This is a genomic window from Pseudomonas sp. FW300-N1A1 (genome assembly GCF_058789115.1).
Genome location: NZ_JBYTBK010000068.1, coordinates 1 through 12,407, shown reverse-complemented (window position 1 = coordinate 12,407; position 12,407 = coordinate 1). Strand labels below are relative to the sequence as shown.

Here is a 12,407-nt window from a genome sequence, read left to right as displayed (position 1 = left end):
GCCTGGCGCAGGGGCAGGATCGGCAGGCCCTGGCGCTCGCACGCCCTGCACTGATCGGTGGAGAAGTCGGTTTCGGCGACGATGATGTTGATTTGATCGCCGAGGGTCATCGGGCTGCTCCTGAATAGGTCAGGTCCGACACGACCCGTTGCCAGGCCCTGTCGGTGTAAGGGGCGAGCAATGCACCCAGTCGTGTCTGTTCTCGGACGGCCTGCCCAATGAGGGCGCGGACTCTGGCATGTTCATGCACGCGGTTGAAGTCGATGGCCGGGTCATGGCTGGCCAGGTCCAGGGTCAGCTTGAAGGGCTGGGACAGGGCCTCTTCCAGCTCGAACTCGACTACCTCGAAGGCATCGCCTTGCAGGAGCTCGAAGGTGAAACGCAGGTCGCTTTGACGGGGCATGGAGACTCCTTGTCGAGTGGCCGATAGCAGGCTTTGCGCCGCTGGACGAACCTGAGCGACGCAAAGGGTGTGTCGGTGTTTAGGCAGGCTTGCGCCAGTCATCCGACGCTGCAGTGTTGGCCACTTCGTGGTTCCAGCTGACCTTGCGGTAGGCCAGGCTGGTCTTGATCAGTTGCGTATAGTTGGCGTTGTCGCTGTCTTGTGCATGAGGCAGCACGGTGTGGATGCCGACGACCGTGGCGTCTTCGAGTGTGGTGGTGAAGAAGTGCTCCTGTTTACCGTCGGTGGAGGTGCGGAACCATCGCACCTCCACGGTGGTGAGCGTTTCACCGGTGGCCAGGGCCTGGTAGAGCAGGGGGGAGGCCTTGCTCAGGGAACTGATGAAGGTCAGCGGGCCATGGACCCGCTGACCTGACGGCTGGCCGCTTTGCGGGTCGGTGGGGGTGCTGATCCGATGGTCGATTTCCTGGGCCAGAATCTCGTCTTCGTGGCCCTCCACAAAGACGTTGCCCACCGATTCGGCGGTAAAGGCACCCTGGGTGATATGGCCCTGGGTTTTACCGTGGATGCTGATGTATGCAGGTGTAGCCATGACAAACTCCTTGTCGCGATCAAGTGAACGACCCGCAGGTCGCGACCGTCGGTGTGACGGCGTGGGGGTTATGGCCCGGCAGGGGCCAAGGTTTTGCAGGCGCTCGAAAATGAGCGCGCTGAAAATCCGTTACAGATTGAGAATCCGCTCCAGTGAGGTGAGTACTTGCTGGGTGAGGGTGTTCAGGCGCACGGCGTAGATCGTGTAGGCGCTGGCCAGCACCACGGCCGCCAATGCCCAGGGTGTCCACAGCGGCCATTGACGATTGAGCCGATAGTGGCGTGGCGCGACATGGGTCAGCGGGTCGGTCAGGCACTCGGGCGTTTCACCGTGCCGGGGGCGGATCACCCGGTACAAACGGGTGATAATTTTTTGCACTTCTTCATCCCCCTTGGCCTGGTTGCCGTACTTGCCCTTCAGCCCCATGCACAGACACAGGTACATGAACTCCAGCACATGCTGGTACTTGGCCGCTTCGGCAGTCATGTGGGCGAGCAAGGTGAAGAACTTTTCCCCGCCCCAGGTTTCCTGGTGAAAGGCGCTGAGCAGCGAGCGCTGGCTCCAGGTGGAATATTTACCCCACGGGGTGTCCATGACGATTTCGTCGGCCAGCAGGCACAGGCTGTAGGAGTACGCCTTGAGGGTGCCGGGGTCGTAATCGAGTTGGCTGACTTCCTCCATCACCGTGGTGATCTGGTTATGGACGTTTTGATAGAGCTGGGCGACGTCCTTGTGGTGTTCAAGGCTGTGCAGGCGAATCAGCAGGCCGAACAGCGGCATGGCGGCGTCGCACAGCGGGCTCCAGGCCAGGCCACGTAACTCGAATCCGGTGTCGGCCCGGCACACAGGGGGAGCGTCAGTGATCGTGCCCCGTCGCAAGCCGATCACTGAGACGGTTTCTGCAGGGTTTGCCGTTATCGAGGTCGAGTCACTCATCCTGTTCACTCCTGATGGCCCAGAACTGCAGTTCCAGCTCCGGGAATTCGCCGGCGATGTGGAAGCCGAAACCGGAGCCGCTGCTCAGGCTTTGCCAGGCAGGGTGATGGCGGTCCAGCTCGAAGTAGCTGAAGCCGGCATGGAATGGCAGGTGACGCGGCGCGACAGGCAGCGGGATCAGGTCAATGCCCGGCAGTTGCAGGCTGACCAGCTTGCCCAGGGCCTCGGTGGAACTGATCTTGATCTGCTTGAGGAACTGCGAGCGCAACGCATCCGGCGGCAGTTGGGCGCGCACCGCGAGGATGAACTGGGCATTGTCCAGCAGGCGTTTGTCATGCAACGGGGCGCTCATGACCCCGTACTCCCGGGGTTCGATCGGCAGCGAAACGGCGCGCGGTTGCAGCACCGTACCCAAGGCGCGACGCAGGGTGTGCTCCAGGGGCTTGAACGACTCGCGCAAGGCGTCGTGCTGGTAGGCCGGATAGTCCTGGGGCAGGCGGCCATCATCGGTGAAGGTCACCAGCTCGCCACACGCCTGGGCGAAAGCGAGGTACACCTGCTCCGGATGCACATGGCGCCGCCGCGACAGGTGCTGGAACAGTGGAAACAGCCGATTGAGGGTCTGCAGCAGGTTGAAGTCAGTAACGTCGGCAACGCCCGACTGCCCCGGTGAACCGATGCGCTGGGCGAGGTTCTTCGCGCGTTCGCGCATCAACCCGGCGACTTCCGTGAGGTAGCGTTGCAACGCCGGCACAGCCTGCAGGGACACACTGGTGGGATAGAACTGCTCATCCATCAGCAGACTGCCATCCGCGCGTTTGTCCAGAATCCGCCCCAGGGCGATGCCGGTAAACGCGCTGCGGTCATCGCGGCCCAGCATCAGTTGCAGGTTCGGCACCGCCAGATCCAGGGGCACCTGGTCACCGTCTTCGCTGTGGGTATCGCGCACTTCGCCGCGTTGCGCCACGTAGCGGCTGTTGGCGTAACTGTCTGGCCAGCGAATTTCCAGGGCACCTTCGGATTTGTGCGGCAGCGTCAGGTAGACGAGCTGGTTGACCGCACTGCTGTCGGCAATCTCCAGTGGCGCGGGCGGAGCCAGGTCACCAGGAATGTCGAAGACCGTGCCATCGGGCATGATCCCTCGCGCCCGCGTGATGACGACCTTGCCAAAGCTCAGGTACTCGGTGTTCAGCTGCAGCTCGCTGAACCCGTACGATGCTTCGTTCAGGCTATTGAGGCGCTGGTGCATGGCGGCTTCGGTGGCGCGCACCTGTTGCTGGAAGTGTTGGGGTTTGACGAACAAACCTTCATGCCAGATGACTGGGTTGCGTGAACTCATCAAGGGATGCTCTGCGGGAAGGGAAAAGAAAGGGCGCTCATCGGTGTTCACCGATGAGTCCGACCCGGGTTTCGTCGAGCTGCACCAGCAACGCGTACTGCCGACCCTTGGGTTCGATGCGCAGGATCTGCTTCCACTGTGTGACGTCGGTACTGTTGTAGTCGGCAATCACGGCCAGGTAGCGGGTGTCTTCCTCGAGGGGCCGCAGGTTGATGAACTTGAACTGGCCGGGTTGCAGCAGGTAGTCGTCGTGGCGCAGGTAGGTGCTGCCCAGGTTTTTTTTCAGGTCGTGCGCCAACGCCTGCGCGCTGGCATTGAGCAGCAGCGAGTCGTCTGTCAGTTGCAGGACTTTGAAGGCGATAGGCGTGGCGATTTGCTCGGGCGCGGCGCTGTACTCCGGCGTGGACAGGCTCACTCCCGGATCGTCGTAGCTGCCGAGCAGCGACGGCTCGACCGGTGACATCAGCGTCGGGGGAGCCTCCTCGGCGGCCAACAACGATTGTGCCGGAGCAACTTCATACAAATGATTCAGCAAGCCCTGCAGCTTGTCAGTCAGTTCCAGATGGCTGACTGCCCGCAGGTTCACGGTGTAAGGCGAATGGGCCAGATCCGTCGAGCCGTGCGGCGCAGTGCCCGGGCTGATCCTGCGCAGGTTGACGCGGTCGCTGGCGTGCAGGCTCAAGGAGTATCGGCTGGGCTGCTCGTCGGGTCCGCCAACCGGGATCGATGGGTTCATGATCACTTGCCCGACCTTGCCCAGCGTCGTGCATCCGCCCAAGGTCACGCAAACCAGCAGCGCCGCGAACCTGAGGTTGCTGGTCAAGCGTGCGAAGCCACGAACCGGCGGGAGATTGACGGGCGAGCGATCGGTGCCTGGCGTAGGTTGGAGGAAGGACGCGTCGCTGTGGGCCGACCGGGGCAGATCCAGGACATCGCGCGCAGGCGCGATCGGCATCTGCAGTGCCAATAGCGGGTCTTGTTCTTCCGGCAGTCCAAAAGGCCTGCACAGCCGTTCGAACTCGGGGCAGGAGGCGGGCAGTTGCTGTTGAATTGGCAGCAATGGCAGCGTCTCGCCGGGCCAATCGTGCTGGTCATCGCGCAGGCCGTTGAGCAATTCGTCGAGCGAACACTGACTGAGGTGGGGCGGATGTTCCTCTGCCGTCCCGGGAGCCAGCACATGCGCGATGATTTGATAGGCACCGATCTGCAGGCTGTCGCCGTCATTGAGGCACACAGCAGCGTGTGGCCTCAGGGGCCGGTCATGGCCATTGATGTAGGTTTTACCGCTGTGGTCGATGACGCAGAAGTGCCCTTCTATAAAGCGAATTTCGCAATGGTTGCGGTGCACGGTGCGCCGCCGGTCAAGTAGCGGCCAGTCACAGGCGCCGCTGCCTATGCTGCCTCCGCTACGGTCGAAACGGTGGCTCGGAAGATAGCCATGGAGCAATTGCGCAGGGTTACCGATAACCAGGTTCAGGTTCATGCGCGCCCCCGAATTCGTACCACGGCGGGGTACCGCTGTTCCTGGCGCCGGATGAAACTGGTCCAACCCAGGTGCGTACCGCCTTCGCGTCTCAGGTTGAATGGCGGTACCTCCTCTTCGCGCAGCGTCAACTCGAGGTCGTAGGCGATCACATCGCGCAACAGGAAGTTGATCAGTTGGCGCAGGCGTTCAAACAGCGCGCCACGGGGCAGGAACTCACGAAAGCGCGCCTGGGTCAGGTGGGGAATCACCAACGTGAACTTGCTGCCGCGGGTTCGGGTGCGGTCACCCAATACAAAGCTTGTGCCCAGTACGCCGTTGGCCTGCCCCAACACCAGGCGTTGTGGATCGGGCAGGCGCACGGTGCGGGTTTCGAACTCACGGATGTAGACCCCCTGCAAGTCGAAGCAATGCTCGACGATACCGGCCACCACCGAAGGTGAACGGCTGCGGCAAGCGATCAGCCCGGCGAAACTGAGCAACCGTCCCCAGGGCAGGGGAGTGGCACCGCGCAGGTCGCTGTCATTGAGACCTATCAGGGAAAACACATAGCGTGAAAATCGGTCGCTGCCCTCGGCCTGAAAGCGGATGTAGTAACGGTGCTTGCGCCAACTGCGGTGGAGCAGGGTCAGCAAACGGTGATTGAAAAAATCCATGAAGGCCGGACGAATGCCACGCCCCTGTGCCTGCTCGTAGGCCAGGCGATCCAGGTAGTAGCCGGGCAGCGGCGAGTCGCTGCCGTGCAGGCCAAAAAAGCTGGTCTGCACCCGATAGCGCACCTCGTCCCCTTCGTTGTCGCCCAGACGCTCGGCCAGCACCACGTCGGAGGCCGGGAAGCCCAGGCCGGCATGGCTTTGCAAGCGGATCCGACGCCGGCTCGCCGAGCTGAGCGGGTCGGCTTCCAGGTCATCGCCATGCAAGGCGTGCAGGTGCTCCAGCAGACGGTGGAATGAGTAGTTCCGCGCATCAGCCAACAGCAGGTCTGCTAGATCACGGGTTGTCTGCCGGTCAACAGTGGCCATTCATAGCGCTCGTGGTTGGTGGTATTGATCACTTCCAGTTGGTGGAAGGAGTTGATGCTGGCGTAGAGGGCAAAGAAGTGCGACAGCACGCTGGCGAACAGATACAGCTCGCCTTCGCAGAGGAAAGCGTCCTGGTCCAGTTTCAAGCGCGTGCGCAGGCCGCGCACCGGCAGGCCTTTCATCAGCCAGTCGGTGGGGGTTGTCACGGCCTCACCGATACCGTCCAGGCGTTTGCGCGTGGCACGCGCTTGTTGCAGGTCATGCAGGGCGGCAAAGTCGTAGGCGCGGATGACCGCCTTGAGTGGCTCGGCCGAGAGCAGTGACAGGTAGTTCAGCGACAGGTTGGAAATCAGCGTCCAGTGCAGGCTGGCATCCAGCACGGGGCGGTAGGCGCGAGTCGGGGCGATAAGGTTGGTGTAGGTGGCGAAGGTGGGCGTGGCCTCGGTCGACCACGACAGATCACCAACCCCCAAGGCTTGTGGCAGGTCGCGGTTGCTGCAGGTCAGCTCGATTGACGCCGTTTCGTGCAAATTCACGTAGCTGCTTTCATCACCCCGGACGAAAGAGATGCGGTGCCGCAGACCTTCACGGCCCTGTGACTCTTCGATGTGGGTGCGGTAGTACAGTGCCGTGCGGCCGTGGGCGTGTTCGATTTCATGCTGGAACGATTCGAAAGGGGTAAACACCCGTAGCGGATCACCCGTATGTGCCCTGTTTGCCGCATCCCAACCGGCAACCCGATCGACACTGAATACTTCGTACGCATCGGGACGCTGACCTGCGGGGGTGACAGGCTGCTTGAGCTGGCGTCCATCGATGGCAATGGGTTCGGCATCGTGGTGTAGCAGATTCACCGCGGGAGCGCAGAACAGATGCAGATCAGTCTTGTGCAGACGGACTGTCGCCGGCATCGGTCGTGAGAAACGGAACTGGAGACGAATCCGGTCGGTGCTGACGGCGGGCCAGACCTTGGCCAATCGGGTCAGGCTGAAAAAATGAAAGCGCTGCGGGAACACAAAGTACTCCTGCAGAATGCGGTAGCCATCGAACACGTTGCGCGGGTAGGGCAGTAGCGCTTCATCGGCGCTGAAACCGGGAAAGCCGATAGCCTCGGGGGACAGCTTGAAGTGCTCTTCATTGATGTGCAGAGTGACTTCTTCCAGGTAGTGGGCGAGCCACAGGTACAGGGTCGAGGCGGTGGCGTTATCGCCGCCCAGATGGAAGTCCAATTGATCACAATCCAGGCTGTCGAGCGGCTGTTGGGTCAACACCTGCAAGTCGATGCGCATCACCGATTCCTCGCGGCTGTGGGCATCGCTGACCTCGTGCAACGCCAACGGGTACAGATTGACTTCGGTGCAGGTGCGAAACTCGCAGCTGATGCCATCCACCGGCCTGGCAAACAACCGCGTGCCCTTGGGCAACACCTTGCGTGTGCTGAGCGCCTCGGGCAGCGGTTCGAAGCGCACAATGGTCATGCTGGGCAGAGGCCGCAGATAGTTGGGCCAAAGCATTTGCAACAAGGGATGGGTCAGTTCCGGCAGGTCGTCGTCGATCTTCAGGCCCAGCCTGGCGGTGAGGAAGGCAAAACCCTCCAGCAGCCGCTCCACGTCCGGGTCGCCGGCTTTGTCGCCGAGAAACTGCGCCAATTGCGGGTTGTCCTCGGCGAACTCGCGACCGAGCTCACGCAGGTAACGCAACTCTTCGGCAAAACGTTGTTTCAAGCCCATGGCATCCTCATGTCACGCGGGTGTAGCGATCGCGGCCGTGCATGGCCAGATTGATCTGCACCTGTTCTTCCTTGTGTTCAAGTTGCACCCGACAGTCGAGGCGAAAATTCAGCTCCAGCGGCAGGTCCGGGTCAGGCTGGAAGTGCACGCCGATGACTTTGATCCGCGGTTCGAACGCCTCGACCGAACGCCGGATATCGGCGCTGATGGCAATCACCAGGTCGGTGCTGCCCGAAGCCGTGCCATTGAAGTCGCGCAGGCCCAACTCAGGGCTGCTTTGTGAGCAGCCCTGACGGGCGTTGAGCACCTGTTCAAGGTGACGTTTGATCGCTTCAATGGCCTGGCTTGCCCGTTCATCCCTGGAGCGTCGCCGGTAACGCGACGCATCGGGCACCAGGCGTTCGAACAGGCTGGAGTGGCCCATTTACTGGGTGTCCAGTCGGCCAACCAGGGAGATTTCGAAGGAGGCCCCCATGTACTTGAAGTGCGGGCGTACGACCAACGAGACCTGATACCAGCCTGGGTTGCCGGCGACGTCCTGCACCTCGATTTTTGCAGCACGCAAGGGGCGGCGGCTACGGACATCCATCGAGGGGTTTTCCTGATCGGCGATGTACTGCTTGAGCCAGGTATTCAACTCGCGCTCCAGGTCCTGGCGCTCCTTCCAACTGCCGATCTGTTCGCGTTGCAGGACTTTGATGTAATGGGCCAGACGATTGACGACAAACAGGTATGGCAACTGAGTGCCGAGCTTGTAGTTGGTCTGGGCCTCCTGACCTTCGCGAGTCTTGGGGAATACCTTCGGTTTTTGCACTGAGTTGGCCGAAAAGAACGCGGCGTTGTCGCTGCCCTTGCGCATGGTCAGCGGGATAAACCCGGCGTCCGCCAGTTCGAACTCCTTGCGGTCGGAGATCAGCACTTCGGTCGGGATCTTGGCCTGCAACTGGCCCAGTGATTCGTAGCAGTGCACCGGCAGGTCGTCCACCGCACCGCCTGATTGCGGACCGATGATATTCGGGCACCAGCGGTAGCGGGCGAAGCTGTCGGCGATGCGCGTAGCCATCAGGAAGGCGGTGTTGCCCCATAGGTAGTGCTCATGCTTGCCGTCGATGGCTTCGTTGTAGCCGAAGCGGCGGGTTGAGTTATCTTCCGTGCTGTAGGGCGCGCGCAACAGAAAGCGCGGCATCGTCGCGGCCAGGTACTTGGAGTCTTCCAGCTCCCGCAAGCTCCGCCACTTGGTGTGGGCAGGCCCCTCGAAGACATCGCTCATGTCCTTGATGCCGGGCAGGTCCTCAAAGCTCTTGAGGTTGAAGAGTTCAGGGCCGGCTGCCATGACGAACGGGGCATGGGCCATGGCACCCACGGAGGCGGCATAACTCAACAGTCGGATGTCCTGAGAGCTGGGACCGAAGGTGTAGTTAGCGATGATCGCGGCGACCGGTTCGCCGCCAAACTGGCCGAAGCCGGCGGTGTAGACATGTTTGTACAGGCCACTTCGAGTGATATCGCCAGCGTTGTCGAAGTCATCCAGCAATTCCTCCTGGGTGACGTGCAACATGTCCAGCTTGGTGTTCTCGGTAAAATCCGTACGATCCACCAACAGCTTCAGTCCCCGCCAGGCCGACTCCAGTTGCTGGAACCGGGGTTGATGCAGGATCACATCCATCTGTTTGCCCAGCGTGCGGTCGATTTCACTGATCATCTGGTCGACCCGGTGCTTATTGACCGGTTGCTGGTGATCGCCGCTCTGCAGGATTTCGGCAACGAATGCAGCGACGCCTTGCCTGGCCACGGCATAGCCTTCCTGGGAGGGGCGCATCAGGGTGTTGGCCAGCAATTGGTCCAGTAGCGCGGGTTGATCGACGGTCTCAAGGACCTGAGCGGCAGCACTTTCCATCGGCATGGGGGATTCTCCGTTTTTAGCTCGCAAGTAGGGCAGGGAAGAGATCAGGCGATCAGTCTTTGGGGGCGTCCAGGACCAGATTCAGTTCACTGGCCAGACGTTGGCGAGCGTGCTCATCGGCCAGCAGGCTTTGCAGGTGTTTGCGAAAGGCCGGGATATTGCCCATCGGGCCTTTTAGCGCCACCAGGGCTTCACGCAGCTCCAGCAACTTGTTGAGTTCCGGAACTTGCCGGGCAATCGAATCAGGGCCGAAGTCATTGATCGACTCGAATTGAAGTTGCACGTTCAACTCGCCGTCGGCTTCGGTACTCAGTACCGAAGGGACCGTAAGCGCCAGGCCAACGCCGGCTTTGGCGAGGACTTCGTTGAATGTGTACTTGTCAATACGCACGGGAGGGCGATCCTCGAGGGCGGTCAACTCACCATGACCTTTGAAGTCACCCGTTACCAGGAGCTTCAAGGGGAGTTCGATTTCGTTCTGCTGATTGCCCGTGGCTGGGACGTATTTGATATTGATACGTTCTTTGGGGGCGACGCTGCCCTGTGTTTTCGACATGAGAAAAGTCCTTTTTAGCGGTGGCGCTATTAAGTGCCAAGATGGCACTCATTGTCATGTCAGATAATTCTTTAAATGTCGTAGGGTTATTAAGTAATTCGATGGGTTGGTGGTTTCCCAAGGTGTAAAAGTTCTGATGTATTTATCTGACTTAACTTTCCTAGTTGAGTTTGAGAAACTTCCTACGTTCGACTTGTGTATTGTGCGGGCAACTTTCGAGTGACTTTTAGTGGGTTCGATGAGTATTGAACCCATTGCTCGTTTGCGTGATTCGCACAGGGACAGGAGAGCACATGCGCAACAGATGGCGAGGCTGGATATGGGGGGTGTGCCTGGGGTCGATACAGGCACAGGCATCCCCGGCGGCTCAGGATTGCAGCGCAATCGTGTCTTCGCTGAAGCGCCTGGAATGCTTTGATCTGGCCGCTGGCACACCTGTTCATTCGCCGGCGGTGCAGTCACGGCCGTTTGTCGAGCGGATTCCGAGCGTCGTCGACCTGGTACAACGCAATGAGGCCAGGCGTCAGCCCGAGGATTACCGGTTCCTGATGTCCACCTTTCCCGAGGCGGAGAATGACCAGCAACTTCGGATGGTGATCTCCGCGCCTGCACTGGGGGCGCTTCCTCCCAGGCCGTATCTGGCCATCAGTTGTGAATCGAAGATCTCACGCCTGCAACTGGTGTTGGACGAGCCTCCGGTGCCGAACAAAATCCGCGTGCAACTGTTCAAGGATGAGCGCCCGATATCCGAGGCTTACCCGTGGCGTGTCCTCGACTCCGGCCTGGTCCTCGACGCGGGCAGGGGGTTGCCGGCCATTGCCCTGCTGCGCCACATGGGCGGTGGCCAGCGCCTGCGGTTGGAGAGTGATTACCCGGCGCTGGACGGCCTGGTGTTCGACGCCGACGGACTGGGGGAATTGATCGAACAGGAGCGCCAGGTATGTCGTTGGTAATCGATGTACCGCTGGAGGTGGTCAACGGGCTGCTGGCGCCGATAGATCCACAGCAACCCTGCGGGCACTTCGACGTCGAGGACGAAACCTACCAGGCGATCGACCAGGAAATGGTCAAGCTCGGCGGCCTTCGCGAGAGCGGGATCGATTGGCCCTACATCGACGAAGCCTCCCGGCAATACCTGACGACCCAGTGCAAGCACTTTCGGATTCTCGGACATCTGCATGTCGTATGGCTGCGCACCCGACAATGGGCGCGCTGGGCCGATGCCCTCGACCTGTTGGCGGGCATGGTCGCAGGTTATTGGGACGGTGCTTACCCCAAGCCTGGCGCCACCGGCTACCTGGCCAAGCGCAGGCAGGTGAAACAACTGCTGGAACGGTTAGGGGAAGCGCTGCCGACCCTGGAGCGCAGCAGCTTTGCGCCGTCGCATCAGGCGGCGGCCGAGCGGGCGTTGGCGAGCCTGCAGCGCAGCGTCGAGATGGCCAGGCTGGATCAGGGCGCGATCGACGAATTGCAAATGCAACTGGACAAGTACCGCGAGCGGGTGCCGGCGCCTGAGCCTGTGCGCAGGGAGCCGGCATCCGGCAATCCCCTGAGTCCGGCGTTTTTTGCCAACGCCACCGCGCAACCGGCAGGTAATGAACGTGAGCAGCGTCGGGCGCTGCTGAGCATGGCCGAACAGATCAACCAGCAAGACCCTTACGACCCCACCGGGTATCAGTTGCGGCGTTTCGGCCTGTGGTCGCCTATCCGCGCCGTCCCCTCGATCACTCGCGAGCGCCGCACCGAACTGACCGCCGTGCCCCGCGACATTGTCGATGGTTATCAGGACGCCTTGGCCGCCAATGCCCTGGAGCCGGCCTTGCTGTATCGCATCGAAAAAAGCGTGACGGCTTCACCGTTCTGGCTGCGTGGCAGCTACCTGGCGGCCTGTGTGGCATCGCGCCTGGCGATGGACGAGGTGGCCTCTGTCCTGCGGCAAGCGTGTGCACGCTTTGTCTGCCGTCTGCCGGCACTCAAGGAGCTTTGTTTCAGTGATGGCACCCCATTCGCCGATCCCCAGACCCTGGCCTGGATGACCGGGGCCGATCAAGCGGAAGCCAGCGCCAGCCCTGTCCAGGAGTACGCCGGTCTGCGCGACGAACTGGTCGATCAACTCAATAGCGAAGGTGTCGAGGTGGTGTTGTTGCGTCTGCAGGCACTGCATGCCGCCGATGACGCCCCGCGCCCGCGCAACTACGCCACGGTGATCGCCGCCGACCTGCTGGCCGCCCGAGGGTTGGCGTGGCTGGCGGACGACCTCTATGCCAGCGTCGCCCGACAGATGCGCGACACGACAGCCCAAGCGTGGGAGCCGGCGTTGTACCAGAAGGTTGCCGCGTTCATTGGCAGTGACCCTGAGGACTAGACCATGCCCCGTCAAAGCGACCTGCGCTTCACCTTCGAGCCCCTGCAAGGCGACGCCTTCGAGGTGGTCGAGTTCGAG

General features: G+C 61.3%; 11 protein-coding genes and 1 pseudogene. 2 read left to right on the top strand and 10 right to left on the bottom strand.

Translation table 11 applies throughout. The annotated features are described in order from the left end of the window. Nucleotides 1-247 precede the first annotated feature (247 nt). The 10 genes and pseudogenes from AC3WQN_RS24975 to tssB all read right to left on the bottom strand — a co-directional run. A pseudogene (locus AC3WQN_RS24975) lies at nucleotides 248-403 on the bottom strand (hypothetical protein); the annotation flags it as partial. A 79-nt stretch (nucleotides 404-482) separates the two neighbouring features. Further along, entirely contained in the window at nucleotides 483-995 is a 513-nt protein-coding gene (locus AC3WQN_RS24970) for an Hcp family type VI secretion system effector (protein ID WP_103402242.1), read from the bottom strand. Nucleotides 996-1,124: 129 nt separating this feature from the next. Next, nucleotides 1,125-1,931, bottom strand: a complete 807-nt coding sequence (gene icmH, locus AC3WQN_RS24965) for a type IVB secretion system protein IcmH/DotU (RefSeq protein ID WP_103402243.1) — start codon at nucleotides 1,929-1,931, stop codon at nucleotides 1,125-1,127. After that, nucleotides 1,924-3,270 carry a type VI secretion system baseplate subunit TssK gene (tssK, locus tag AC3WQN_RS24960; protein WP_103402244.1) on the bottom strand — a complete coding sequence of 449 codons (1,347 nt, stop codon included), beginning with the start codon at nucleotides 3,268-3,270 and terminating at the stop codon, nucleotides 1,924-1,926. Before tssK ends, icmH begins: the two co-directional genes overlap by 8 nt. Nucleotides 3,271-3,307: 37 nt before the next feature. Next, nucleotides 3,308-4,753 carry a type VI secretion system lipoprotein TssJ gene (gene tssJ, locus AC3WQN_RS24955; protein WP_103402245.1) on the bottom strand — a complete coding sequence of 482 codons (1,446 nt, stop codon included), beginning with the start codon at nucleotides 4,751-4,753 and terminating at the stop codon, nucleotides 3,308-3,310. Next, nucleotides 4,750-5,775 carry a type VI secretion system baseplate subunit TssG gene (gene tssG / locus AC3WQN_RS24950; RefSeq protein WP_103402246.1) on the bottom strand — a complete coding sequence of 342 codons (1,026 nt, stop codon included), beginning with the start codon at nucleotides 5,773-5,775 and terminating at the stop codon, nucleotides 4,750-4,752. Before tssG ends, tssJ begins: the two co-directional genes overlap by 4 nt. Continuing rightward, a complete protein-coding gene (tssF, locus tag AC3WQN_RS24945) occupies nucleotides 5,739-7,505 on the bottom strand; it encodes a type VI secretion system baseplate subunit TssF (RefSeq protein WP_103402247.1) in 1,767 nt (588 codons plus the stop codon). Before tssF ends, tssG begins: the two co-directional genes overlap by 37 nt. Before the next feature lie 7 nt (nucleotides 7,506-7,512). Beyond that, nucleotides 7,513-7,929, bottom strand: coding sequence for a type VI secretion system baseplate subunit TssE (tssE, locus tag AC3WQN_RS24940; protein WP_103402248.1), 417 nt, complete (start codon nucleotides 7,927-7,929; stop codon nucleotides 7,513-7,515). Continuing rightward, a complete protein-coding gene (gene tssC, locus AC3WQN_RS24935; protein WP_103402251.1) occupies nucleotides 7,930-9,402 on the bottom strand; it encodes a type VI secretion system contractile sheath large subunit in 1,473 nt (490 codons plus the stop codon). It abuts the gene before it with no gap. A gap of 58 nt (nucleotides 9,403-9,460) precedes the next feature. Then, complete coding sequence (gene tssB, locus AC3WQN_RS24930) at nucleotides 9,461-9,964, bottom strand: type VI secretion system contractile sheath small subunit (RefSeq protein WP_103402249.1); 504 nt, start codon at nucleotides 9,962-9,964, stop codon at nucleotides 9,461-9,463. A 293-nt stretch (nucleotides 9,965-10,257) separates the two neighbouring features. Here tssB and vasI point away from each other — a divergent pair, with 293 nt between their 5' ends. Together vasI and tssA are read left to right on the top strand one after the other, a co-directional pair. Next, nucleotides 10,258-10,917: a type VI secretion system-associated protein VasI gene (gene vasI / locus AC3WQN_RS24925; protein WP_256587353.1), complete on the top strand. Its 660-nt coding sequence runs from the start codon at nucleotides 10,258-10,260 to the stop codon at nucleotides 10,915-10,917. Then, entirely contained in the window at nucleotides 10,905-12,329 is a 1,425-nt protein-coding gene (gene tssA, locus AC3WQN_RS24920; RefSeq protein WP_103402250.1) for a type VI secretion system protein TssA, read from the top strand. The genes vasI and tssA overlap by 13 nt, the downstream gene beginning before the upstream one ends. Nucleotides 12,330-12,407 lie beyond the last annotated feature (78 nt).